Origin of the sequence: Amnibacterium setariae, assembly GCF_003581425.1 — a bacterium.
Classification (GTDB): Bacteria; Actinomycetota; Actinomycetes; order Actinomycetales; family Microbacteriaceae; genus Amnibacterium; species Amnibacterium setariae.
Genome location: NZ_QXTG01000002.1, coordinates 562,936 through 587,690 on the forward strand (window position 1 = coordinate 562,936; position 24,755 = coordinate 587,690).

The 24,755-nt window shown below is 73.1% G+C and carries 21 protein-coding genes; 8 read left to right on the forward strand and 13 right to left on the reverse strand.

The features are described from left to right. Positions 1 to 2: 2 nt before the first annotated feature. The 4 genes from tal (at position 3) to pgl (ending at position 4,482) form a co-directional block, all read left to right on the forward strand. A complete protein-coding gene (tal, locus tag D1781_RS10670) occupies positions 3 to 1,127 on the forward strand; it encodes a transaldolase (RefSeq protein WP_119482279.1) in 1,125 nt (374 codons plus the stop codon). Positions 1,128 to 1,196: 69 nt separating this feature from the next. After that, the gene (gene zwf / locus D1781_RS10675; protein ID WP_233551271.1) at positions 1,197 to 2,738 is read left to right on the forward strand and encodes a glucose-6-phosphate dehydrogenase; all 1,542 of its coding nucleotides are present in this window, start codon (positions 1,197 to 1,199) and stop codon (positions 2,736 to 2,738) included. Continuing rightward, on the forward strand, positions 2,735 to 3,706 hold the full coding sequence (locus D1781_RS10680) for a glucose-6-phosphate dehydrogenase assembly protein OpcA (protein ID WP_119482280.1): 972 nt from the start codon (positions 2,735 to 2,737) through the stop codon (positions 3,704 to 3,706). The genes zwf and D1781_RS10680 overlap by 4 nt, the downstream gene beginning before the upstream one ends. Further along, on the forward strand, positions 3,703 to 4,482 hold the full coding sequence (gene pgl, locus D1781_RS10685) for a 6-phosphogluconolactonase (RefSeq protein WP_119482281.1): 780 nt from the start codon (positions 3,703 to 3,705) through the stop codon (positions 4,480 to 4,482). Before D1781_RS10680 ends, pgl begins: the two co-directional genes overlap by 4 nt. Before the next feature lie 61 nt (positions 4,483 to 4,543). On the opposite strand, the gene D1781_RS10690 is transcribed toward pgl, so the two are convergent. The 11 genes from D1781_RS10690 to D1781_RS10740 all read right to left on the reverse strand — a co-directional run bounded on the left by D1781_RS10690 (position 4,544) and on the right by D1781_RS10740 (position 17,412). Next, a complete protein-coding gene (locus tag D1781_RS10690; RefSeq protein WP_119482282.1) occupies positions 4,544 to 4,912 on the reverse strand; it encodes an RNA polymerase-binding protein RbpA in 369 nt (122 codons plus the stop codon). Between the two features lie 20 nt (positions 4,913 to 4,932). Further along, entirely contained in the window at positions 4,933 to 5,178 is a 246-nt protein-coding gene (secG, locus tag D1781_RS10695; RefSeq protein ID WP_119482283.1) for a preprotein translocase subunit SecG, read from the reverse strand. Positions 5,179 to 5,299: 121 nt separating this feature from the next. Next, complete coding sequence (gene tpiA, locus D1781_RS10700) at positions 5,300 to 6,085, reverse strand: triose-phosphate isomerase (protein ID WP_119482284.1); 786 nt, start codon at positions 6,083 to 6,085, stop codon at positions 5,300 to 5,302. Beyond that, positions 6,082 to 7,287 (reverse strand): phosphoglycerate kinase, encoded by a 1,206-nt coding sequence (locus D1781_RS10705; protein ID WP_119482285.1) that lies wholly within the window; start codon positions 7,285 to 7,287, stop codon positions 6,082 to 6,084. The genes tpiA and D1781_RS10705 overlap by 4 nt, the downstream gene beginning before the upstream one ends. Before the next feature lie 5 nt (positions 7,288 to 7,292). Next, positions 7,293 to 8,297 carry a type I glyceraldehyde-3-phosphate dehydrogenase gene (gene gap, locus D1781_RS10710; protein WP_119482286.1) on the reverse strand — a complete coding sequence of 335 codons (1,005 nt, stop codon included), beginning with the start codon at positions 8,295 to 8,297 and terminating at the stop codon, positions 7,293 to 7,295. 81 nt (positions 8,298 to 8,378) lie between these two features. After that, complete coding sequence (locus D1781_RS10715; protein WP_119482287.1) at positions 8,379 to 9,002, reverse strand: superoxide dismutase; 624 nt, start codon at positions 9,000 to 9,002, stop codon at positions 8,379 to 8,381. Positions 9,003 to 9,123: 121 nt separating this feature from the next. Beyond that, positions 9,124 to 10,101 (reverse strand): DNA-binding protein WhiA, encoded by a 978-nt coding sequence (gene whiA, locus D1781_RS10720; RefSeq protein ID WP_119482288.1) that lies wholly within the window; start codon positions 10,099 to 10,101, stop codon positions 9,124 to 9,126. A gap of 143 nt (positions 10,102 to 10,244) precedes the next feature. Then, on the reverse strand, positions 10,245 to 11,150 hold the full coding sequence (rapZ, locus tag D1781_RS10725; protein ID WP_119482289.1) for an RNase adapter RapZ: 906 nt from the start codon (positions 11,148 to 11,150) through the stop codon (positions 10,245 to 10,247). A gap of 44 nt (positions 11,151 to 11,194) precedes the next feature. Then, positions 11,195 to 13,189: an excinuclease ABC subunit UvrC gene (gene uvrC / locus D1781_RS10730; RefSeq protein ID WP_119482290.1), complete on the reverse strand. Its 1,995-nt coding sequence runs from the start codon at positions 13,187 to 13,189 to the stop codon at positions 11,195 to 11,197. A gap of 16 nt (positions 13,190 to 13,205) precedes the next feature. Continuing rightward, positions 13,206 to 16,091 carry an excinuclease ABC subunit UvrA gene (gene uvrA, locus D1781_RS10735; RefSeq protein WP_119482291.1) on the reverse strand — a complete coding sequence of 962 codons (2,886 nt, stop codon included), beginning with the start codon at positions 16,089 to 16,091 and terminating at the stop codon, positions 13,206 to 13,208. 67 nt (positions 16,092 to 16,158) lie between these two features. Further along, positions 16,159 to 17,412, reverse strand: a complete 1,254-nt coding sequence (locus D1781_RS10740) for a CDP-glycerol glycerophosphotransferase family protein (RefSeq protein ID WP_119482292.1) — start codon at positions 17,410 to 17,412, stop codon at positions 16,159 to 16,161. A 57-nt stretch (positions 17,413 to 17,469) separates the two neighbouring features. On the opposite strand from D1781_RS10740, the gene D1781_RS10745 reads away from it, so the two are divergent. Further along, positions 17,470 to 19,311 carry a glycosyltransferase gene (locus tag D1781_RS10745; RefSeq protein ID WP_119482293.1) on the forward strand — a complete coding sequence of 614 codons (1,842 nt, stop codon included), beginning with the start codon at positions 17,470 to 17,472 and terminating at the stop codon, positions 19,309 to 19,311. A 117-nt stretch (positions 19,312 to 19,428) separates the two neighbouring features. Here D1781_RS10745 and uvrB read toward each other — a convergent pair whose 3' ends face one another. Beyond that, complete coding sequence (uvrB, locus tag D1781_RS10750) at positions 19,429 to 21,495, reverse strand: excinuclease ABC subunit UvrB (protein ID WP_119482294.1); 2,067 nt, start codon at positions 21,493 to 21,495, stop codon at positions 19,429 to 19,431. A gap of 52 nt (positions 21,496 to 21,547) precedes the next feature. On the opposite strand from uvrB, the gene D1781_RS10755 reads away from it, so the two are divergent. Then, positions 21,548 to 22,426 (forward strand): EamA family transporter, encoded by an 879-nt coding sequence (locus D1781_RS10755; RefSeq protein ID WP_233551273.1) that lies wholly within the window; start codon positions 21,548 to 21,550, stop codon positions 22,424 to 22,426. 11 nt (positions 22,427 to 22,437) lie between these two features. On the opposite strand, the gene coaE is transcribed toward D1781_RS10755, so the two are convergent. Beyond that, positions 22,438 to 23,031, reverse strand: coding sequence for a dephospho-CoA kinase (gene coaE, locus D1781_RS10760; protein ID WP_119482295.1), 594 nt, complete (start codon positions 23,029 to 23,031; stop codon positions 22,438 to 22,440). 55 nt (positions 23,032 to 23,086) lie between these two features. Between coaE and D1781_RS10765 the strand changes: the two genes are divergently transcribed. Both D1781_RS10765 and D1781_RS10770 read left to right on the forward strand, forming a co-directional pair. Further along, positions 23,087 to 24,301, forward strand: a complete 1,215-nt coding sequence (locus D1781_RS10765) for an MFS transporter (RefSeq protein WP_119482296.1) — start codon at positions 23,087 to 23,089, stop codon at positions 24,299 to 24,301. Between the two features lie 94 nt (positions 24,302 to 24,395). Then, entirely contained in the window at positions 24,396 to 24,752 is a 357-nt protein-coding gene (locus D1781_RS10770; RefSeq protein WP_119482297.1) for a BlaI/MecI/CopY family transcriptional regulator, read from the forward strand. Positions 24,753 to 24,755 lie beyond the last annotated feature (3 nt).

Sequence of the window (24,755 nt, forward strand, 5' to 3'; positions counted from 1 at the left end):
ACATGAGCATCACGGACACCGAGACCGACTCGAACACCGCGGCCCTCTCCCGCGCGGGCGTGAGCATCTGGCTCGACGACCTGTCGCGCGAGCGGATCGCGTCGAAGGGCCTGCAGAAGCTGATCGAGGAGAAGGACGTCGTCGGCGTGACGACGAACCCCACGATCTTCGCCGCCGCCCTCGCCAAGGGCGAGTCCTACGACGAGCAGGTCAAGGAGCTGAAGGCCAAGGGCGCCGACGTCGCCCAGGCGATCTTCGAGATCACGACGAAGGACGTCTCGGACGCGGCGGACGTCTTCAACGACGTCTTCCTCGCCTCGAACGGCTACGACGGCCGGGTCTCCATCGAGGTCTCCCCCGAGCTCGCCCACGACACCGAGGCGACGATCTCCGAGGCGAAGCGCCTCTGGGGCACCATCGACAAGCCGAACGTCATGATCAAGATCCCGGCGACGGTCGAGGGCCTGCCGGCCATCACCGCGGCGATCGCGGCGGGCATCAGCGTCAACGTCACGCTGATCTTCTCGCTCGAGCGCTACAAGGCCGTCATCGACGCGTACCTCGAGGGCCTCGAGCAGGCCGCCGAGGCCGGCATCGACCTGTCGACGATCCACTCGGTCGCGTCGTTCTTCGTCTCCCGCGTCGACACCGAGGTGGACAAGCGCCTCGACGCCGTGGGCACCGACGAGGCGAAGGCGCTGAAGGGCAAGACGGCCGTCGCGAACGCCCGCCTCGCCTACGAGCTCTTCGTCGACGAGTTCGGCACCGAGCGCGCGATCGAGCTGCAGGAGAAGGGCGCCAACCGTCAGCGCCCGCTGTGGGCCTCCACCGGCGTGAAGGACCCGAGCCTGCCCGACACCTTCTACGTGACCGATCTGGTCACGCACGGCGTCGTCAACACCATGCCGGAGAAGACGCTCGACGCGGTCGCCGACCACGGCGACATCACGGGCGACACGATCGTCGGCAAGTACGACGAGGCCCGCGAGGACCTCGCGAAGATCGCCGCCGTCGGCGTGGACGTGGCCGAGGTCACGCTGCTGCTCGAGCGCGAGGGCGTCGACAAGTTCATCGTGTCCTGGCACGAGCTGACCGACACGGTCGCGAAGGCGCTCGAGTCCGCCTGATCGACCTCTGAACGCGGCCGGTGCGATCCGCACCGGCCGCGTTCCCCTGCGCGTCGCGAAGGAGACGACTTGAACGCGCCCCTGATCGGTCCGGGCAGCAACCCCCTCCGGGTCGCCGCGGACCGGCGGCTGAACCGCATCGCGGGCCCCTCGGCCCTCGTCATCTTCGGCATCACGGGCGACCTCGCCCGCAAGAAGCTGATGCCGGCGGTGTACGACCTCGCGAACCGCGGCCTGCTCCCGCCCGGCTTCGCGCTCGTCGGCTACGGCCGGCGCGGGTGGACCGACGAGCAGTTCGCGCAGACCGTCCGGGAGGCCGTGCAGGCCTCCGCGCGCACGCCCTTCCGCGAGGACGTGTGGCAGCAGCTCGCGCGCGGCATCCGCTTCGTGCAGGGCACGTTCGACGACGCGGCCGGCTACGAGCGGCTGCGCGACGCCCTCGACGCGCTCGAGCGGGACCGCGGCACCCTCGGCAACGCGGCCTTCTACCTCTCGATCCCGCCCAAGGACTTCCCGCAGGTCACCGAGCAGCTGTCCGCCGCCGGCCTGGCCGAGCAGCGGGACGGGCGCTGGCGCCGCGTCGTCATCGAGAAGCCCTTCGGCTCCGACCTCGCGACCGCCCGCGAGCTGAACGCGGTCGTCGAGCGCGTCTTCCCCGCCGACGCCGTGTTCCGCATCGACCACTACCTCGGCAAGGAGACCGTCCAGAACATCCTGGCGCTCCGCTTCGCCAACATGCTGTTCGAGCCGATCTGGAACGCGAACACCGTCGACCACGTGCAGATCACGATGGCCGAGGACATCGGCGTCGGCGGTCGCGCCGGGTACTACGACGGCATCGGCGCCGCGCGCGACGTGATCCAGAACCACCTCCTGCAGCTGCTGGCGCTCACCGCGATGGAGGAGCCGGTCTCCTTCGACGCGAAGGACCTCCGCGCGGAGAAGGAGAAGGTGCTGTCCGCCGTGCGCCTCCCCCGCGACCTCGGCACCGCGACGGCGCGCGGCCAGTACTCCTCGGGCTGGCAGGGCGGCGAGCGCGTCGTCGGCTTCCTCGAGGAGGACGGCATGGACCCGGCCTCGGTCACCGAGACCTACGCCGCGATCAAGCTCGAGATCGGCACCCGCCGCTGGGCCGGTGCGCCGTTCTACCTCCGGGCCGGCAAGCGCCTCGGCCGCCGCGTGACGGAGATCGCGGTCGTGTTCAAGCGCGCCCCGCACCAGCTCTTCGCCGAGAGCCAGACCTCGCTGCTCGGGCAGAACGCGCTCGTCATCCGCGTGCAGCCCGACGAGGGCGTGACGATCCGCTTCGGCTCGAAGGTCCCCGGCGCCGGGATGCAGGTGCGGGACGTGACGATGGACTTCGGCTACGGCCACGCCTTCACCGAGGAGAGCCCGGAGGCCTACGAGCGGCTCATCCTCGACGTGCTGCTCGGCGACCCGCCCCTCTTCCCCCGCCACGAGGAGGTCGAGCTCTCCTGGCGGATCCTCGACCCGGTCGAGGAGTTCTGGGCGTCGGGGGGTCGGCCGGAGCAGTACACGCCCGGCACCTGGGGGCCTGCGTCGGCCGACGCGCTGCTGGCCCGCGACGGACGAGTCTGGAGGCGCCCGTGATCGTCGATCTGCCCGGAACCACCGTCGCGAAGGTCAGCCGCGAGCTCGTGCGGCTCCGCGCCGAGGGCGGCGTCGTCGCGCTCGGGCGCGTGCTCACCCTCGTCATCAGCACCGCCGGCGGGGCCGAGGAGGAGGCGATCAGCGCCGCGAACGACGCCTCGCGCGAGCACCCGATGCGCGTGCTCGTCGTCGTGCACGAGCCGGGCGGCCCGACCGCGGCGCCGCGGCTCGACGCGCAGATCCGCGTCGGCGGCGACGCCGGTGCGAGCGAGGTCGTGGTGCTCCGCGTCGCCGGCCCGGTGGGCGCCGACGAGGAGAGCCTGATCACCGGCCTGCTGCTCCCCGACGCGCCCGTCGTGGCATGGTGGCCCGGCGCCGCCGTGCCGGACGTCGTCGCCGCGTCGCCGCTCGGCCGGATCGCCCAGCGGCGCATCACGGACGCATCGGCGCAGCCCGATCCGCAGCGCGCGCTCGAGCACCTCGCCGCCACCTACCGGCCGGGCGACAGCGACTTCGCGTGGACCCGGCTCACGCTGTGGCGCGCCGTGCTCGCGGCCGCGCTCGACCAGCCGCCGTACGAGCCGATCGAGGCCGTCGAGGTGTCGGGCGCCGCGGACTCCCCCTCGACCGAGCTGCTCGCCGCCTGGCTGCGCCTCGCGCTCGACGTGCCGGTCACGGTGGTGCTCTCCGACCGCTCGACCGGCTCGAGCGGGATCCACGGAGTCCGGCTCCGCCGGGCCTCCGGCACCGTCGACCTCGAGCGGGCCGTGCCCGACGTCGCGACGCTCTCGCAGCCGGGCCAGCCGACCCAGGACGTCTCCCTGCCCAGGCGCAGTCTGCGAGACTGCCTCGCGGAGGAGCTGCGGCGCCTCGATCCGGACGACCTCCTCGGCCAGGTGCTGACCGAGGGGCTGCCCGGACTGGACCGCGGCCTCGCCGGTACCGCGACAGCGACTGGAGGATCGTGACCAACGAACGCCGAGTACTCGTCCACCCGGACCTCGACTCGCTCATCGCTGCGGTCGCCGCGCGGTTCCTCACGAAGCTGACGGACCTGCTCGACGAGTACCACGAGGTCAACATCGCGCTGACCGGCGGCACCGCAGGCGGCCAGGGCGTGCAGCACGCCGTGCGGGACTCGCCGATGCGGGGCGCCATCGACTGGTCGCGCGTGCACTTCTGGTGGGGCGACGAGCGCTTCCTGCCCAAGGCCGACCCGGACCGCAACGAGGTCCAGGCCCGCGAGGCGCTGCTCGACCACATCCCGGTCCCGCCGGAGAACATCCACCCGTTCCCGGCCTCGGACGAGGTGCCGGACATCGACGAGGCCGCGCAGGTCTACGCGGAGGAGCTGCGGGCGCACGCCGACCCGAGCCTCCGCCTCACGGTGCCCCGCTTCGACATCACGTTCCTCGGCGTCGGCCCCGACGGGCACATCGCGTCGCTGTTCCCGGAGCACGACGTGCGCATCGACGACGACCGCCTCGTCGTCGCGGACCGCAACGCCCCGAAGCCCCCGCCCGAGCGCCTCAGCCTCACCCTCCCGGTGATCAACAGCTCGCAGCGGATCTGGCTCGTCCTGTCGGGCGCCGAGAAGGCGTCCGCCCTCGGGCTCACCCTCGCCGGCGCGTCGCCGATCGAGGTGCCCGCCGCCGGGGCGGAGGGCCGCCGCCGCACGGTGTTCTTCGTCGACCAGGAGGCGGCGGAGCAGGTCCCGCAGAACCTCATCGCCTCGAGCTACTGAACGCTGCAGCACGACGGAAGGCCCGGTCCAGCACGGACCGGGCCTTCGTCGTACGAGGGCGTCAGCTGTCGGCGCTGATCTTCCCGCGACGGATGCGGAGCTGCTTCAGCGCGTCCTCGAGCAGGCTCGCGGCCTCCTCGTCGGTGCGGCGCTCCTTCACGTACGCGAGGTGCGTCTTGTAGGGCTCGTTCTTCTGCACCGACGGCGGGTTCGCCTTGTCGCGGCCCGCGGGCAGGCCGGAGGACGGCGAGTCGATCGTCGAGGGGATCTCGTCCGCGGGCAGGTTCGCCGCGAAGTAGCGGACGGTCTCGTTGCCCAGGGCGTCCCAGTAGGAGACGGCCACGCGCTCCGCGTGGTGCCCGTGATCCTGCTCGCCCATGGGACCCGCGCCGACTCGAGAGCCGCGGATCGCACTACCGCCAGAAGCCATGTGTACTCAGTTCCTTGTCGTCAGGCGCCGAAGCGGGTGAGGAGGCCGAGCACGACGATGCACGCGAACCAGACCAGGCCGAGGACGACCGTGATCCGGTTCAGGTTGCGTTCCGCGACGCCCGATGCGCCGAGGCTCGAGGTGACGCCGCCGCCGAACATGTCGGACAGCCCGCCTCCACGACCCTTGTGCAGCAGGATCAGCAGCGTGAGCAGGATGCTCGTGATCGCGAGGACCACGAGCAGCACGGCCTGCAGGATCTGCATCCGGATCTCCTCCTGTCGTCGCAGCCGACGTTCAGCCGCGGCAAGTATAACCGCCCGGCCGTTCGAGCCCAGGAGGTGTCGTCGGCGCGGTCCCCCGCGCCGACCGTCGAGCCTATTCGGGCTAGGCGCCCACGTGGTCCGGGAAGCGCGCGATCCCGGCGAACTCGACGGGGTCGAGGCTCGCGCCGCCGACCAGCGCGCCGTCGACGTCGGGCTTCCGCATGAAGCCGGCGATGTTGCCGCTCTTCACCGAACCGCCGTAGAGGATCCGGGTCGCCGCGGCGTCGTCGGCGCCGAGCGCCTCCGCCACCGCGCCGCGGATCGCCGCGCACACCTCCTGCGCCGTCTCGGGCGTCGCGACCTTGCCGGTGCCGATCGCCCAGACGGGCTCGTACGCGATCACGACCGGGGTGCCCGAGGGCACGCCGGCGAGGGCGGCCGCGGTCTGCCGCACCGGGACGGCGCTCGTGCCGTGGCGCTCGAGCTCCTCCTCGGTCTCCCCCACGCAGATCACGGGCACGAGCCCGTGCCGCACGGCGGCGAGCACCTTCGCGTTCACGACCTCGTCGGTCTCGCCGTGGCCCTGCCGGCGCTCCGAGTGCCCCACGATCACGTAGGCGCAGTCGAGCGCCTTCAGGAACGCGCCGGACACGTCGCCGGTGTAGGCGCCGCTGTCGTGCGGGGACAGGTCCTGCGCCCCGAGCCCGACCGTGAACCGCTCGGCGTCGACGAGCGTCTGCACGCTCCGCAGGTCCGTGAAGGGCGGGAAGACCGCGACCTCGACCGCCTTCGGGTCGAAGGAGGCGTCCTTCAGCGTCCACGCCAGCTTCTGCACGAGCGCGATGCCCTGCAGGTGGTCGAGGTTCATCTTCCAGTTGCCGGCGATGAACGGTCGCCGGGCGCTCACGCCTCCGGCTCCCAGCCGAGGACCTCGAGGCCCGGGAGGCGCTTGCCCTCGAGGAACTCGAGGCTCGCGCCACCGCCGGTGGAGATGTGCCCGAACCGGTCGTCCGCGAAGCCGAGGGTCCGCACGGCCGCCGCGCTGTCGCCGCCGCCGACGACGGAGAGCCCGTCCACCTCGGTCAGCGCCTGCGCGACCCGCTCGGTGCCGTTCGCGAAGGCCGGGAACTCGAACACGCCCATCGGCCCGTTCCAGAACACGGTGCGCGACCCGGCGATCGCCGCGGCGAAGGCCTCGGCGGTGTCGGGCCCGATGTCGAGCCCGATGCCGTCGGCGCCGAAGGGGGACGACTCGATCGCGTCCGACGGCACGGTCTCGTGGGCCGCGTCGGGCGCGAACGCCGCCGCGACCACCACGTCCATCGGGACGAGGAGCTGCACGCCGAGCTCGTCCGCCCGCCGCAGGTACTCCTGCACGGTCGGGATCTGGTCCTGCTCGAGCAGGCTCTTGCCGACCGCGTGCCCCTGCGCCGCGAGGAACGTGAAGAGCATCCCGCCGCCGATCAGCAGCGTGTCAACACGCGGCAGCAGGTGGTCGATGACGCCGAGCTTGTCGCTGACCTTCGAGCCGCCGAGGACGACCGCGTACGGCTTCTCCGGACGCTCGGTCAGGCGCTCGAGCACGGAGAGCTCACCCGCGATGAGCAGGCCCGCGGCGCTCGGCAGCACCTCGGCGAGCTCGTACACGCTCGCCTGCTTCCGGTGCACGACGCCGAAGCCGTCCGACACGAACGCGGTGCCGTGCTGCGCGAGGGCCTCCGCGAACGCGCGGCGCTCCCCCGCGTCCTTGCTCGTCTCCCGCGGGTCGAACCGGAGGTTCTCGAGCACCGTGACGGCGCCCGTGCCGGGCTGCGCGTCGGCCGGCGTGCCGGGCACGAACGCGACCTCGCGGCCGAGCAGCTCGCCGAGGCGGACCGCGACGGGCTCGAGGCCGTACTTCGCGTCCGGCTTCCCGTCGGGCCGGCCGAGGTGGCTGATGACCGTCACCGAGGCGCCCGCGTCGAGCAGGCGGGTGAGGGTGGGGACGCTCGCGCGCACGCGGCCGTCGTCCGTGATCGCGCCGTCCTTCAGGGGGACGTTGAGATCGCAGCGGACGACGACCCGCGTGCCGGCGAGGTCCCCGATCGAGTCGAGGGTTCGCAGCGCCATGAGGACTAGAGGCGGGCGGCCACGTAGTCGGTCAGGTCGACGAGGCGGCTGGAGTAGCCCCACTCGTTGTCGTACCAGCTCGACAGCTTGACCTGGTCGCCGATGACGCGGGTGAGCTCCGCGTCGAAGAGCGACGAGTGCGGGTCGCCGACGATGTCGGCAGACACGATCGGGTCGGTCACGTACTTGAGGATGCCCTTCAGCGGGCCGTCCGCGGCCTCCTTGTAGGCGGCCTTGACCTCGTCGACGCTGACCGGGCGCGACGCGGTGACGGTGAGGTCGGTGATCGACCCGACGGGCACCGGCACGCGGAGGGCGAAGCCGTCGAGCTTGCCCTTCAGCTCCGGCAGCACGAGGCCGATCGCCTTCGCGGCGCCGGTCGAGGTCGGGATGATCGACAGCGCGGCGGCGCGGGCGCGGCGGAGGTCGCTGTGCGGGCCGTCCTGCAGGTTCTGGTCCGCCGTGTAGGCGTGGACCGTCGTCATGAGGCCGCGCTCGATGCCGAAGGCGTCGTTGAAGACCTTGGCGAGCGGCGCGAGGCAGTTCGTGGTGCAGGAGGCGTTCGACAGGATGTGCATCGTGTCGGGGTCGTAGGTGCCCTCGTTGACGCCCATGACGAAGGTGCCGTCCTCGCCCGTCGCGGGCGCGGAGATGATGACCTTCTTGGCGCCGGCCTCGAGGTGCTTGCGGGCGTCGTCGGCCTTCGTGAAGCGGCCGGTGGACTCGATGACGACGTCGACGCCGAGGTCGCCCCAGCCGAGCTGGGCCGGGTCGCGCTGCTCGAGGACCTGGACGGGCTTGCCGTCGACCACGATGCGGTCGCCGTCGAGCTCCACGGACTCCTTGAGGATCCCGGCGGTCGAGTCGTACTTCAGGAGGTGCGCGAGGGCCTTGTTGTCGGTCAGGTCGTTGACCGCGACGATCTCGATGTCGCTGCCCTTGGCGAGCGCGGCCCTGAAGTAGTTGCGACCGATCCGGCCGAAGCCGTTGATGCCGACGCGAGTCGTCACTGTTCCTCCGTGATCAGGCGCGCCGGGACGACGCGCGAGGGGGTGCGGGGCCCGCCGCCAGGTCGGCGGCGGGCGCCGCGATCACGGTACCAGCAGGCCCGAGGTCTGCTTCTGGGCGGTGGTGAAGCGCTGCTCCACGTTCGCCCAGTTCACGATGTTCCAGAACGCCTTCACGTAGTCGGCGCGGACGTTCGCGTAGTCGAGGTAGTACGCGTGCTCCCAGACGTCGAGCAGGAGCAGCGGCACGGTGCCGGCCGGGAAGTCCTGCTGCTGGTCGTGGAACTGCACGATGATCGGCCGCCGGCCGATCGAGTCGTAGACGAGCGCGGCCCAGCCGGAGCCCTGCACGCCCATCGCGGCGGCGGTGAAGTGCGCCTGGAACTTGTCGAACCCGCCGAACAGGTCGTCGATCGCCGAGGCGATCTCGCCGGTGGGGCGGTCGCCGCCGTCCGGCGACATGTTGGTCCAGAACACCGAGTGGTTGACGTGGCCCGCGAGGTTGAAGGTGAGGTCCTTCGTCAGCTTGTTGACGTTCGCGAGGTTGCCGCTCTCGCGCGCCTCCTGCAGCTGGTCGAGCGCCGTGTTCGCGCCGGTCACGTAGGCCTGGTGGTGCTTGCCGTGGTGCAGCTCCATGATCCGGGCGCTGATGCTCGGCTCGAGGGCGGAGTAGTCGTACGGCAGCTCGGGCAGGGTGTAGACGGGCATGGTGCCTCCTCCTTGACGTTCGCTCAGGAGCCTATGACCGGCGGTCGCAGGCCCGCTGGGACTTCCACGGGGAGGAACCGGGCGGCGCCCGCGGCATTCCCGCGAGCGTCGACCGGAGGGCTCAGTCCGCGATCTCGGCGGGGACGGCGGCCTCGGTGTTGGGGATGCCCTCCTCCGCGGCGCGCTTGTCGGCGAGCGCCAGGAGGCGGCGGATCCGGCCGGCGACGGCGTCCTTCGTCATGGGCGGGTCGGCGTGGTGCCCGAGCTCGTCGAGGCTCGCGTCGCGGTGGTCGAGCCGCAGCTGGCCGGCGTAGCGGAGGTGCTCCGGGATGGTCGGGCCGAGGATCTCGAGCGCGCGCTCCACGCGGGCGCAGGCCGCGACGGCCGCCTGGGCGCTGCGGCGGAGGTTCGCGTCGTCGAAGTTGACGAGCCGGTTGGTGTTCGCCCGCACCTCGCGGCGCTGACGCAGCTCCTCCCAGTTCTTGACGCTGCGCTTCGCGCCCATGTGGCCGAGCATCTCGCTGATGGCCTCGCCGTCGCGGATGACGACGCGGTGCACCCCGCGGACCTCGCGGGCCTTCGCCTGCACCTGCAGGCGGCCCGCCGCGCCGACGAGCGCCATGGCGGTCTCGTTGCCGGGGCAGGTGACCTCGAGCGCGGCGGAGCGGCCCGGGTCCGTGAGGGAGCCGTGCGCGAGGAACGCCCCGCGCCAGACGGCCTCGATCTCGTCGGGAGACCCGGTGGTGAGGCGGTTCGGCAGCCCGCGGATCGGGCGGCGGCGCGCGTCGAGCAGCCCGGTCTGCCGGGCGAGGGTCTCGCCCCCGTCGACGACGCGGACCAGGTAGTGGTTGTTGCGGCGGACGCCCGAGGCGGACAGCACCGTCATCTCGCTGCGAACGCCGTACAGCTCGCTCAGGTCGCGCCGCACGCGGCGGGCGAGCTGCGGGGTGTCGAGCTCGGACTCGACCGCGATGCGGCCGGAGATGAGGTGCAGACCGCCCGAGAAGCGCAGGATCGTCGCCAGCTCCGCCGCCCGCACCGACGTCTTCCCGACGTCGACCTGGGTCAGCTCGTCCTTCACCTCAGCGGTCAGTGCCAATGCTCGCGACTCCCCGTCTCTCCCCCGGCGTCACCCGTCTGCGCGATTCCCGATCGGCGCACGTCGCGGGTGACGACGACCGGAACAGTGTCGCACCCGCGGCGCGTCGCCGCACATCAGGCGGCGTTCAGAGACGCGTGCTGCTATTCGCGACCGAGGTCGCGGTGCTTCACGTTCACGACGACGCCCGGCTGAGCGCCGATCAGACCCGCGATGCGCTCGACGACGGCGACGGAGCGGTGCTTCCCGCCCGTGCAGCCGATCGCGATCGTCGCGTGGCTCTTGTTCTCGCGCTGGTAGCCGGCGAGCACCGGCCGCAGCGCCTCCGCGTAGCGCTCGACGAACTCGAGCGCCCCCGGCTGGCCCAGCACGTAGTCCGACACGTCCTGGTCCTTGCCCGTGTGCGGGCGCAGCTCCGGCACCCAGAACGGGTTCGGCAGGAAGCGGGCGTCGGCCACCATGTCGGCGTCCGTCGGGACCCCGTACTTGAAGCCGAAGCTGGTGATCGTCACCCGGACGCCCGGGGCGTCGTCGTCCGCGAACAGCTCGTTGATCGCGTTCGCGAGCTGGTGGATGTTCAGCTCGGACGTGTCGATGATGATGTCGCTCTGCTCGCGCACCGCGGCCGTCATCGTCCGCTCGGCGGTGATGCCGTCGAGGATCGTGCCGCTGCCCTGCAGCGGGTGCGGGCGGCGCACGGCCTCGAACCGGCGCACCAGCGCCGCGTCGTTCGCCTCGAGGAACAGCAGGCGGACCTGCGGCCCGTCGACGCCGCCGGTGCCCGCGTCCTTCAGCTCCGACAGCAGCTGGCCGCCGCGCACGTCGACCACGACCGCGATGCGGGCGAGCCGCTCGTCCGAGTGCCCCGCGAGGTCGAGCAGCGGCCGCAGCATCTGCGGCGGCAGGTTGTCGACCACGTACCAGCCGAGGTCCTCGAGCGCGTTGCTCACGGTGGACCGGCCCGCGCCGGACATGCCGGTGACGACGAGGACGGAACGGGCGGACGGCTCCGTCGCGGGAGCCGTTGCCTCGGACGTGGCGTCCGTCATGACGGGAGGGCCCTCCGCACGGTCGGGGTTCAGGTGCGCCCAGCCTACCGGGGCAGCGGGACGCCCTGATCCGCCGCCGCATCCGCCCCGGCCTCCTCGAGCGCCTCGTCGGGCGCCACGTCGGGATCGGGGCCGAGCTCCTGCTCCGCCCCGGGGTCGCCCCCGTGCAGGCGCTCGACGACGGCGGCGGCGAGCACCGGGCCGAACCCGGGCACGTCGGCGATGTCCTCCGCGGTCGCCCGCCGGAGCCGGGCCACCGAGCCGAAGTGCTTCAGCAGCTGCTTCACCCGGGACTCGCCGAGACCGGGGACCGCCGCGAGCTGCGACCCGATGTCGCGCTTCCGCCGGGTCCGCTGGTGCGTGATGGCGAACCGGTGGGCCTCGTCGCGCAGGCGCTGCACGAGGAAGAGGGCGTCGCTGTTGCGCGGCAGGATCACCGGGAAGTCGCTGTCCGGCTGCCAGAGCTCCTCGAGCCGCTTCGCGATGCCCGCGAGCGCGACGCCGGTCACGCCGGCGTCCGCCATCGCGCGCTGCGCGGCGGCGACCTGCGGCTGCCCGCCGTCGACGAGCAGCAGGTTCGGGCGGTAGGCGAAGCGGTCGCCCTGCTGGGCCGGTGCGGCCTCCTCGTCGTCCAGGTGCGCGAGCCGCCGGCTGAGGACCTGGTAGATCGAGTCCGTGTCGTCCGTCGTCGACGCGACGTTGAAGCGGCGGTACTGGTCCTTGCGCGGCAGGCCGTCCTCGAAGACGACCATGGACGCGACGACGTCGGTGCCGGCGAGGTGGGAGACGTCGAAGCACTCGATCCGCAACGGCGCCTCGTCGAGGCCGAGCGCCTCCTGCAGGTCCGCGATGGCCTGCGAGCGCGCGGTGAAGTCCGCGCTGCGCCGGGTCTTGTAGAGCATCAGGGCCTGCGCCGCGTTCCGCGCCGCGGTCTGCGCCAGCGCCGCCTTCTCGCCGCGCTCGGCGACGTGCAGGCGGACCCGGCCGCTCCCCCGCAGACCCTCGTTCTCGCGGCCCTCCGCGCGGCGCTGCGACAGCCAGGTCGTCAGCTCCTCGGCGTCGTCCGGCAGCTCGGGCACGAGCACCTCGCGCGGCGGGTGGACGTCGTCGTCGTAGGCGTTCCGGAGCACGGTCTCCACCAGCTCGCCGAGCGCGACGTCGAGCTCCTTGTCGACGACCCAGCTGCGGGTGCCCCGGATGCGGCCGCCGCGGACGATGAACTGCTGCACGCTCGCCGCGAGCTCGTCGTCGGCGATGCCGAACACGTCGGTGTCGACCTCCTCGCGGAGCACGACGGCGCTCTTCGACAGGGCGGCGTCCATCGCGCCGATCGCGTCGCGGAGGCGGGCCGCCTCCTCGAAGTTCAGGGCGGCGGACGCCTCCTGCATGCGCCGCGTCAGGTCCGCGCGGAACCGCTGGTCGCCGCCCGCCATGAACGTCGCGAGGTCCTCCGCGAGGTCGTGGTGCGCCTCCTTCGGGATCCGCCCCACGCACGGGGCGGCGCACTTCCCGATGTCGCCGAGCAGGCACGGCCGGCCGGTCTGCTCGGCGCGCCGGTAGGTCGTCTCGGAGCAGCTGCGCACCGGGAAGACCTTGAGCATCAGGTCGAGCGTCTCCCGGATCGCCCAGATCTTCGTGTACGGCCCGAAGTACTTGGCGCCCTTGAGCTTCCGGTTGCGCGTGATGAGGACCCGCGGCACCTCGTCGCCGAGGGTGATCGCGAGGTACGGGTACGACTTGTCGTCCCGGAACTGCACGTTGAACGGCGGGGCGAACTCCTTGATCCAGCTGTACTCGAGCTGGAGCGCCTCGAACTCCGTGCCGACCACGGTCCACTCGACGCTGCCGGCGGTGAGGACCATCCGCCGGGTGCGGTCGTGCAGGGCGCGCAGCGGCTGGAAGTAGTTGCTGAGCCGGGCCCGGAGGTTCTTCGCCTTCCCGACGTAGAGCACCCGGCCCCGCGGGTCGCGGAAGCGGTAGACGCCCGGCGAGGTGGGGATCTCACCGGTGCGCGGCCGCCAGCTGACGGTCTCCGCCATCAGGCCTCCACCGCCGTCACGCGGAGACGGCGAGCGCCTGCTGCGGCAGGATCTCGGCGAGGAACCGACCCGTGTGGCTGGTCGGCGTCTCCGCCACCCGCTCGGGCGTGCCCTCGACGAGCACCGTGCCGCCGCCGGCACCGCCCTCGGGGCCCATGTCGACGATCCAGTCGGCCGACTTGATCACGTCGAGGTTGTGCTCGATGACCACGACCGTGTTGCCCTTGTCGACCAGGCCGTTCAGGACCTGCAGCAGCTTGTTGACGTCCTCGAAGTGCAGACCGGTGGTCGGCTCGTCGAGCACGTAGACCGTGCGGCCGTTCGTGCGGCGCTGGAGCTCGGTCGCGAGCTTCACGCGCTGCGCCTCGCCGCCGGACAGCGTCGTCGCGCTCTGCCCGAGCCGCACGTAGCCGAGGCCCACGTCGACCAGCGTCTTCAGGTAGCGGTGGATCGCACTGATCGGCTCGAAGAACTCGGCCGCCTCCGCGATCGGCATGTCGAGCACCTCGGCGATGTTCCGGCCCTTGTAGTGCACCTGGAGCGTGTCCCGGTTGTAGCGGGCGCCGTGGCAGACCTCGCACTGCACGTACACGTCGGGCAGGAAGTTCATCTCGATCTTGATCGTGCCGTCGCCCTGGCAGTGCTCGCAGCGGCCGCCCTTGACGTTGAAGCTGAACCGGCCGGGCAGGTACCCGCGCGCCTTCGCCTCCACCGTCTCGCTGAACAGCGTGCGGATGCGGTCGAAGACGCCGGTGTACGTCGCCGGGTTCGACCGCGGGGTGCGGCCGATCGGCGCCTGGTCCACGTGCACGACCTTGTCGAGGTCCTCCGTGCCGGTGACCCGCTTGTGCTTGCCCGGCACCTTGCGCGCCCCGTTCAAGCGGTTGGCGAGCACCCGGTAGAGGATGTCGTTCACCAGGGAGCTCTTGCCCGACCCGCTCACGCCGGTCACCGCGGTGAGCACGCCGAGCGGGAAGTCGACCGTGACGTCCTTGAGGTTGTTCGCGCTCGCGCCGACGACCTGGATCCGACGGCGGCGGTCCACCGTGCGGCGCTCGGCCGGCACCTCGATGGCGCGGCGGCCCGCGAGGTAGTCGCCCGTGATGGAGGCGCGGTCCTCGAGCAGCGAGCGGTAGTCGCCGGAGTGCACCACGGCGCCGCCGTTCACGCCGGCGCCGGGTCCGATGTCGACGATCCAGTCCGCCGTGCGGATGGTGTCCTCGTCGTGCTCGACGACGATCAGGGTGTTGCCGAGGTCGCGCAGCTTCACCAGGGTGTCGATGAGCCGGCGGTTGTCCCGCTGGTGCAGGCCGATGGAGGGCTCGTCGAGCACGTAGAGCACCCCGGTCAGCCCCGACCCGATCTGCGTCGCGAGCCGGATGCGCTGGGCCTCGCCGCCCGACAGCGTGCCGGCCGACCGGGACAGCGTCAGGTACGTCAGGCCGACCTCGAGGAGGAACTCGAGGCGCGCCCGGATCTCGCGCAGCACCTGCGCGGCGATGCGGGCCTCGCGCTCGGTGAGCTGGACGGTCTCCATGAACCCCGCGGCGTCCGAGATGGAGAGCTCGGCGACGTCGGCGATGCTGCGCCCGTCGACGAGGACCGACAGCACCTCCGGCTTCAGCCGCTTGCCATGGCAGACCGCGCACGGGACCTCGCGCAGGTACTCGGCCCACCGCGCTCGCTGCACGTCGGTCTCCGCCTGCAGCCAGTTGCGCTCGAGGTACGGGATCACGCCCTCGAAGCCCTGCGTGTACGACATCTCGCGCCCGTAGCGGTTCTTCCACTTGACGCGGACCTCGAAGTTGTTGCCGTGCAGCACCGCGTCGCGCACGTCGTCCGGCAGCGCCTCCCACGGGCTGTCGAGCGAGAAGCCGAGGTCGCGGGCGAGGCCGCCGAGCATGCGCTCGTAGTAGTTGTAGAGCTGCTTGCCCTGGTTGCTCCACGGCACGATCACGCCCTCGCGGATCGACAGCGACGGGTCGCCGAGCAGCAGGTCCGCGTCGACGGCCATGCGCGTGCCGAGGCCGGAGCACTCCGGGCACGCGCCGAACGGCGCGTTGAACGAGAAGGTCCGCGGCTCGATCTCGGACAGCTGGATCGGGTGGTTGTTCGGGCAGGACAGCTTCTCGGAGAACGTCTGCCAGGACGCGTCGCCCTCGAGGTCGACGAAGTTGACCTGCACGAGCCCGTCGGTCAGCCCGAGCGCGGTCTCCAGCGAGTCGGTGAGGCGGGTGAGCCCGTCCGGGCGGGACACGAGGCGGTCGACGACGACCGCGATGTCGTGCTTGTACGACTTCTTCAGCGGCTTCGCGTCCGCGAGCTGGACCGTCTCCCCGTCGACGACGGCGCGGCTGTAGCCCTTCGCCTGCAGCTCCTTGAAGAGGTCGACGAACTCGCCCTTCTTCTGCTGCACGACCGGGCTGACGACCTGGAACCGGGTGCCCTCCGGCAGCTCCATCAGGCGGTCGGCGATCTGCTGCACCGTCTGGCTGGCGATGACCTCGCCGCAGACCGGGCAGTGCGGCACCCCGATGCGCGCCCAGAGCAGGCGCATGTAGTCCCAGACCTCGGTGATGGTGCCCACGGTCGAGCGCGGGTTCCGGTTCGTCGACTTCTGGTCGATCGACACGGCGGGCGACAGGCCCTCGATGAAGTCGACGTCGGGCCGGTCGACCTGCCCGAGGAACTGCCGCGCGTAGGCGGACAGCGACTCGACGTAGCGGCGCTGGCCCTCGGCGAAGATCGTGTCGAACGCGAGCGACGACTTGCCGCTGCCGGACAGACCGGTGAACACGACGAGCGAGTCCCTGGGGATCTCCACGTCCACGTCGCGCAGGTTGTGGACCCGGGCCCCCTTGACGCTCAGCTTGGCGTTGCCCGCCACCCTCGAGATCGGCACCGCAGAAGGATACGGAGCCCGTCCGACAGCGCTGTGCGCAATCGCGGTCGGCGACCGTCCGACCGGGTCAGGTCCCGGTCGCACCCGCCTGCACGAGCGCCGTCCGCAGCCGGTCGCGCTCCTCGACGTACTCGCGGCACACGGCGACGAACCGTTCGGCCGACCGGTCCGGCCAGTACGGCGACAGGTAGTAGGCCACGAGCTCCTCGAGCACCGCGCGCCCGCCCTCGTCGGCCAGCTGGGCCGCGACGACCGCCGGTGCGTCCGCGGCCTCGTCGGGCGGGAGGCGGCGGACACGGGCGAGCATCCCCGAGTCGGCCGTGACCGAGGCCGGTCCCGCCGGCGCGGTCACGACGAGCGGCCGGAGCGACGGCAGCCACGCGGTGGCGACAGCGGACACGTCGCTGACGAGCACGTCCGCCCGGGCGAACGACGCCTCCAGCGGCTCGTCGTCGGCGGCGATCACGCGGTGGTCCGCGCCGGCGGCGCGCACCGCGGCGAGCACCGCCGCGTTCGCACCCGCGTACTCCCCCGACGTCACGCCGATCAGGGGGTGGGGCCGGTAGAGCACGCGGTACCGGCCGTCGGCGAGCAGCGCCTCCACCAGGGCGACGCCGTGCGTGAGGACCGAGCTGTAGGCGACCGACGGCTGCGCGCCCTCCCACGTCGGCGCGTAGAGCACGGTCGGGCGGTCCCCGGCCGGCCGCGCCTCCCCCGGAGGCGCGGAGAGCGTCACGGGCTGCCCGACGACCACGCAGCGGCGCTCCGCGTCGAAGCGCATCAGCCGGGCCCGGACGCGGTCGACCGCGGCCTGCCCGGGCGCGAACACCGCGTCGTACGCCTTCAGCTGGTTCGACGCGGACACGCCCTTGTCGCTGTCGCCGTGCCCGATGTAGGCGTGCAGCAGGGAGGCGAACCGGAGGCACTCGAAGTTCGCCGACGCGTGGCCGACGTAGAGCGCGAGCGCCACGTCGGAGCGGGCGATCACCCCGTCGAGCGCGCCGTACCGGGCGAACGTCACGACCCGCACCCCGGTGCGCTCCCGCAGCGCCGCGGCGACCCGCGAGTCCTGGCAGACGATCGCGACGCCGAGCGCCGCGTCGACCTCCGCGAGCGTCGGCAGCCACGGCAGCAGCTGGTAGAGCTGGTCCGGCGGCCCGGGGAAGAAGACGATGACCCGCCCGTCGAGGCGGCCGCCGGGGAGGGCGGCGTCGTCGCCGAGCCGATCGACCATGGACCGGGGGAAGAACGGCGATCGCCGCACCGCGCGGATCGCTCTGCTCTGGGCGCGGCGACGCAGGCCGTGGAGGGTGCGTCGCATCGGGGCGAGTGTAGCCACCGGCCCCCTTCCGGCTCCCGCCCGCCTAGGCTTGCCGGGATGGCCGCAGCCCTGGACCGCGAGGACCTCTCCACCGGGTGGACCCCGGTGCAGGACGTGATCGGCCCGCTCGTCGGCGGGGTGTCCGCCGACGTGCTCTACGCGACCGGCGCGCGCTTCGAGGGCGCCGAGGCGACGCCGTCGGGCGAGCGCGCCCGCCCGGTCGTCGCCGCCGGCACGACCGCGTCCTTCGGCGCCTACTTCAACGCCTTCCCCGCCGCGGTCTGGCGGGCGTCGACCGCCGCACGCCGGGTGCGGCTGGCCCTGCGGCTCGACGGCCCCGCGGCCGTCGTCGTGGTCCGCAGCGACGCAGCGGGCCGGCGGGCCCAGGGGGTCGCCGCGACCGCCGGCGAGGACGGCGCGCTCGAGGTCGAGGTGCCGCTCGGCGACGCCGACGGCGGGTTCGTCTGGTTCGAGATCGCGGCCGACCGCGACACCGCGGTGCTGGCCGGCACCTGGTCCGTCGACGCGGCGCCGCTGCGGGGCGGCCGCGCCGTGCTCGGCATGCCGACCATGGACCGCGGCGCCTTCGTCGCGGCCAACCTGCGGCGCGTCGCGTCCGCGCCCGACCTGCTCCGCCAGGTGCGGCGCATGGTCGTCGTCGACCAGGGGGACGCGGCGGTCGCGGACGACCCGGAGGTCGCCGCGGCGGCCGAGGCGCTGGACGGCGCGCTGCGGATCCTGCGGCAGCCGAACCTCGGCGGGTCCGGCGGCTACTCGCGGATCCTGCAGGAGGCCGTCGCCGAGCCCGGCGCCGACGTCGTGGTCTTCCTCGACGACGACATCCAGGTCGAGCCCGCGTCCCTGCTCCGCTCGCTCGCGTTCGGCCGCCTGACGAGCCGCCCCACGATCGTCGGCGGCCAGATGCTCGACCTCGGCGACCCCGCGGTCGTGCAGGCCGCGGCGGAGCGCGTGACCCGCGGCGCGTTCTGGTGGACGGCGGCGGACGAGCGCACGTCGACGCACGACCACGGCGCCCTGCCGCTGCCGGACGCGCCGTGGGTGCACGCCCGCCGCGACGCCGACTACAACGGCTGGTGGATGTGCCAGTTCCCGCTCGAGGCGGTCCGGCGGCTCGGGTCCGTGCTGCCGCTGTTCCTCAAGTGGGACGACGCCGAGTACAGCCTGCGCGCGGCCGAGGCCGGCGTGCCGACGGTGAGCCTGCCGGGCGCCGCCGTGTGGCACGTCGCGTTCCGCTCCAAGGACGACTCGATCGAGTGGCAGGCGTTCTTCCACGCCCGCAACCGGCTCGTGGTGGCGATGCTGCACGGCGGCTCGCCGCTGCGCGTGGTCGGGCACGGCCTGGCCATCGACGTGAAGCAGCTGCTGGCGAAGCAGTACCCCGCCGCCCGCCTCCGCCACGCGGGCGTCCGCGCCGCCCTCGAGGGCCCCGCGGCGCTCGAGCGCCGCGACGACCTGCAGCGGGCTCGGGCGATCGCGGCCGCGGACCCCGCCCTGCCGCGCCTCCCCCTCGCCGAGGGCGACCGGGCCCGGGCGCTCCGGCCGCGCCTCGCGGCGCCCTCGGGCGCGGGGCTCGCGACCTGGGCGGTGCGCGCGGCGCTGCGGCAGCTGCTCGTCGGCGCGTCCGGGCCGCTCGTCCGGGTGCCGACGGCGCAGTGGTGGGTGCTCGCGCGCTTCGGCCGGGTCCTCGCGCCGACCGCGGACGGCGAGGCGCTGCTGCTGTTCGCGACGGACCGCGCCGCGCTCCTGCAGGGCCTCGCCGAGGCGTTCGCGCTGCACCTGCGCCTGCTGCTGCGCTGGCGGCGGACCGCCGCCCGGTACCGCCGGGCCGCGCGCGACCTCGCGTCGCCGGAGGCCTGGCGCCGCCGCTTCACGGCCTGACGCGGTCGCGCGTCCTGCACGGCGTCGCACGCCGGGCACCCGTCGCCACCGCGGCTCGGTCCACGAGCCGCGGAGCGACACAGGCTTCGATCCGCTCGCGGATCGAAGACCATGAACTCAGACCAGGTGCCCGGCCTTCGACATCTGCCGGAGCTCGCCCTTCAGCTCGCTCAGCTCGTCCCGGAGGCGCCCGGCGAGCTCGAACTTCAGCTCGTTCGCGGCCTGCAGCATCTGGGTGTTGAGGTCCGCGATGATGCTCTCCAGCTCGGCGGCGCCCTTCGCGGCGAGCCCCTCGCGCCGCAGGTTCGGGACAGGCTGCTTCTTCCCGCCGCCGTCCTTCGACAGCATGCGGTCGGTGTCCGCGGCCTCGCGGGCGAGCTGGTCCGTGATGTCCGCGATCCGCTTGCGCAGCGGCTGCGGGTCGATCCCGTGCTCGAGGTTGTAGGCGACCTGCTTCTCGCGGCGGCGGTTCGTCTCGTCGATCGCCTGGGCCATCGACGGGGTGATCGTGTCCGCGTACATGTGCACCTGGCCGGAGACGTTGCGCGCCGCGCGGCCGATGGTCTGGATCAGCGAGGTCGACGAGCGGAGGAAGCCCTCCTTGTCGGCGTCGAGGATGGCGACGAGCGACACCTCGGGCAGGTCGAGGCCCTCGCGCAGCAGGTTGATGCCGACGAGCACGTCGTACACGCCCTGGCGCAGCTCGGTCAGCAGCTCGACGCGGCGCAGGGTGTCGACGTCCGCGTGGAGGTACCGCACCCGCACCCCGGCCTCGCCGAGGAAGTCGGTGAGGTCCTCGGCGCTCTTCTTCGTCAGCGTCGTGACGAGCACGCGCTCGTTGCGCTCGGAGCGGGCGCGGATCTCCTCGAGCAGGTCGTCGACGCGGCCCTTCGAGGGCTTGATCACGATCTCCGGGTCGATGAGGCCGGTCGGGCGGATGATCTGCTCCACCACGCCGTCCGCCATGCCGAGCTCGTACCGGCCCGGCGTCGCGGACAGGTAGACGGTCTGCCCGACCCGGTCGGAGAACTCCTCCCAGGTCAGCGGCCGGTTGTCGAGCGCCGACGGCAGGCGGAAGCCGTGCTCCACGAGCACCCGCTTGCGGGAGGCGTCGCCCTCGTACATCGCGCCGATCTGCGGCACGGTCACGTGCGACTCGTCGATGACGGTGAGGAAGTCGTCGGGGAAGTAGTCGAGGAGGCAGTGCGGCGCCTCGCCCGGCGCCCGGCCGTCGATGTGCCGCGAGTAGTTCTCGATGCCGTTGCAGAAGCCGATCTGCTCCATCATCTCGAGGTCGAAGCCGGTGCGCATGCGCAGCCGCTGCTCCTCGAGGAGCTTGCTCTCGCGCTTCAGGACGCCGAGGCGGTCGTCGAGCTCCGTCCGGATGGTACCCATCGCGCGCTGCATCGTGTCGGGGCTCGCGGCGTAGTGGGTGGCCGGGAAGATCGAGACGGCGTCGAGCTTCGACAGCACCTCGCCGGTCAGCGGGTGGAGCGAGTAGAGCGCCTCGATCTCGTCGCCGAACATCTCGATCCGGACGGCGTGCTCCTCGTAGACCGGGATGATCTCGATCGTGTCGCCGCGGACGCGGAACCGGCCGCGCGAGAAGTCGATGTCGTTGCGCTGGTACTGCATGCCGATGAACCCGCGCACCAGGGCGTCGCGGCTGATCCGCTGCCCGACCTGCAGCGCCACCATCGCGCCCAGGTACTCCTCCGCCGCGCCGAGGCCGTAGATGCAGGACACGGTGGAGACGACGACCACGTCGCGGCGGCTCAGCAGGGAGTTCGTCGTCGAGTGCCGGAGGCGCTCGACCTCCGCGTTGATCGACGAGTCCTTCTCGATGAAGGTGTCCGTCTGCGGGACGTACGCCTCCGGCTGGTAGTAGTCGTAGTACGAGACGAAGTACTCGACGGCGTTGTTCGGCAGCAGCTCGCGGAACTCGTTCGCGAGCTGCGCGGCGAGGGTCTTGTTGTGGGCCAGGACCAGGGTCGGTCGCTGCACCTGCTCGATCAGCCACGCGGTCGTGGCCGACTTGCCGGTGCCGGTCGCGCCCAGCAGGACGATGTCGGGCTCGCCGGCCTTGACCCGGCGGGTCAGCTCGGCGATGGCCGCAGGCTGGTCGCCCGAGGGCTTGTACTCGCTGACCACCTGGAACGGGCGGACGGCACGCGTGGGTCGCATGGACCAACGGTAGATCCGGGCACCGACAGCGGTGCGCCCGTACGCTGCAGGCGTGCAGGTCGACGCCGAGCACGGCCGCGGCCGCTCCATCGCCGCCGTCGCGTTCAGCGCCTCCTCCGTGCAGGCGGGCGCCGCGGTCGGCGCGACGCTCTTCCCGCTGGTCGGGCCGTTCGGCGTCACCGCCGTGCGGCAGGTGGTCTCGGCGATCACCCTGCTCGCGATCGCCCGGCCGCCGCTGGTCCGCCTCGGGGCCCGTCGGCTCGCGCCCGCCGTGCTGCTCGGGCTCGTGCTCGTCGGGATGAACTTCTCCCTCTACTCGGCCGTGGAGCGCGTCGGGCTCGGCCTCGGCGTGACGATCGAGTTCCTCGGCCCGCTCGCGGTCGCGCTGCTCGGGGCGGGGCGCGCCTCCCGCCGGGACGCCGCGGCGCGGGTCGGTTGCGGCGCGCTCGCCCTCGCCGGCGTCGTGCTCATCACCGACCCGCTCACCGGCGCGACGCCCGACCCGCTCGGCCTGCTCGCCGGTGGCGCGGCCGCCGTGCTGTGGGCGGCCTACATCCTGCTGAGCCAGCGGGCCGGCGCCCTGCCGGGCGTCACCGGCACCGCCGTCGCGGGCCTCACCGGCACCGTGCTGACGCTGCCGGGCCTCGTCCTGCTGCTGCTCGCCCTGCCCGCCGACGCCGTGGTCCACGTGCTCCTGCTCGGCGCGGTCACCGGCGTCCTGTCGAGCGCGCTCCCCTACTCGATCGACCTGCTCGTGCTGCGGCGCATGCCGCGGTCGCTGTTCGGGATGCTGCAGAGCCTCCACCCCGTCGCGGCGGCGGTGTTCGGCCTGCTCGTCCTGCACCAGGTGCTCGGCGGCGTGCAGGTCCTCGGGATCGCCGCCGTGTGCGCCGCGAACGTGCTCGCGGTGCTCGCGACGCGGCGCCGCTGACGCCGCGGCCCTCAGCGGGCGATGCGGCCCCAGAGCGCGTCGACGGCCGCGAGGGTCGCGTCGAGCGACCCGCTCGTGTCGACGAGGTCCGTCGCGAGCGCCCGCCGCTCGTCGTCGGACAGCTGCGCGGCGACCCGGGCGCGCGCGTCCTCCTCCGACATCCCGCGCAGGGAGACGAGGCGCTCGACCCGCACGGCCTCGGGCGCGTCCGCGACGACGATGCGGTCGAACTCGCCCACCCCGCGCGCGTCGATCAGCGGCACGTCGTAGACGACGACCGCCCGGGGGTCCTTCGCGAAGGCGGCGCGGAACGCGGCGTGCGAGCGGTGGAGCACCGCGGGGTGCACGATGCCGTTGAGGAGGTGCCGCTTCGCGGGGTCCGCGAACACGATCCGCCCGAGCGCGGCGCGGTCGAGCGAGCCGTCCTCCCGGAGCACGTCGTCCCCGAACGCCTCGCGCACCGCCTCGAGCGCCGGCTCCCCCGGCTCGACGACCTGCCGGGCCAGCGCGTCCGCGTCGACGACGACCGCCCCGAGCTCGCCGAGCCGCTGCGCGATCGTGGACTTGCCGGAGGCGATGCCGCCGGTCAGCGCGATGAGGGGCACGCCCCGAGCGTAGGCCCGGGGCGCGTCGGCGCGCAGGGCCCGGCAGGATGGCGGGGTGCCCGGGTTCGTCGCGTCGCTCGGCGCGCTGCACGAGCCGGACTTCCGCCGGCTCGTCACGGGCACGGCGATCAGCCGGTTCGGCAGCGGGCTCGCGGGCGTCGCCCTCGCCTTCGCGGTGCTCGACCTGACCGGCTCCGCGGCGGCGCTGGGCCTGGTCGTCGGGGTCCGCTCGATCGCGAACGTGGCGCTGCTGCTGCTCGGCGGGGTCCTCGCGGACCGGCTGCCCCGCGGCCTGCTGCTGACCGGCAGCTCGGTGCTGAGCGGGGTGGCGCAGCTCGGCGCGGCCGGCATCGTCGCCGCGCGGCTCGACCTCGTCTGGGTCCTCGCCGCGCTGGCGGCGGTGAACGGGGCTGCGAGCGCGGTCTCGCAGCCGCTCGCGACCGCGCTCGTGCCGCAGACGCTGCCGGCCGACCGGCTGCAGGAGGGCAACGCGCTGGCCCGGATGAGCGGCAACACGACGAGCCTCATCGGCACCGCCGTCGCCGGTCTCGTGGTCGCGGTCGCGGGCTCCGCCGTCGCGGTCGCGGTGGACGGGGTGTCCTTCCTGCTCGCCGCCGCGATCTGGGCCGGCCTCCGCGCCCCCGCGCCCGCCCGCGCCGAGCGGACGACGCTGCTGCAGGACCTCGCCGCGGGCTGGCACGGGTTCCGCACCCGCCGCTGGCTCTGGACCGTCGTCGGCGCCTTCACGCTCTCGAACCTCTGCTACGCCGGGGCCGTCCTGGTGCTCGGGCCCGTGCACGCCGACGCCACCATCGGCCGGCCCGCCTGGGGCCTCGTGCAGGCCGCGCTCCCCGCCGGGCTCGTGCTCGGCGGGCTCGTCGCGCTGCGGCTGCGCCCCCGGCGTCCGCTCGTCGTCGCGATGCTCGCGACCGTGCCGTTCCCGCTCACCGGGCTGGCGATCGGCCTCGTCCCCGTGCCGGCCGTGCTCGTGCTGCTCGTCCTCCTCGCGGGCGTCGGCGCGGAGGTGTTCGAGGTGCTCTGGGAGACGACGATGCAGCGGCGCGTGCCCGCCGACCTGCTCGCCCGGGTGTCGTCGTACGACCTGCTCGGGTCCTACATCGCGATCCCGGTCGGCCAGCTCGCCGCCGCGCCGGTCGCCGCGGTGCTCGGGGTGCGGACGACGATGGTCGCGGCCGGCGCGCTCGGTGCGGCGGCGCTGCTCGCCTGCCTGCTCGTCCGCGACGTGCGCGCCGAGGAGCCCGCCGCGTGAGGGGCGGCGGCGCGTCGCCGCGCGTGGGATGATTTCTACGACGGGTAGACGGACGGCGGCCCTGCCGTCCCGAGCACGAGGCGGGAGGCACGCGATGCAGTCGCTCGGTGAGCTGGAGCGCACCGCCCTCGAGCAGCTCTGGGACGCGGACGAGCCGCTGACCCCCGGCGCCCTGCGCGACCGGCTGGGGACGGGCGACGACCGCGGTCTCGCCCTCACGACCGTGATGACGGTGCTCAGCCGGCTCGAGAAGAAGGGCTTCGTCGCGCGCGACCGCTCGACCCGGCCCGCGACCTACGCGCCGGTCCACGCGCGCGAGGAGTACGTCGCCGAGGTGATGCACGACGCGCTCGGCACCGCCGGCGACCGCACCGAGGCGCTCGCGCGGTTCGTGGGGCGCGCCTCCGCCGACGAGACGGCGGCGCTGCGGCGCCTCCTCGGCCTCGACTGAACC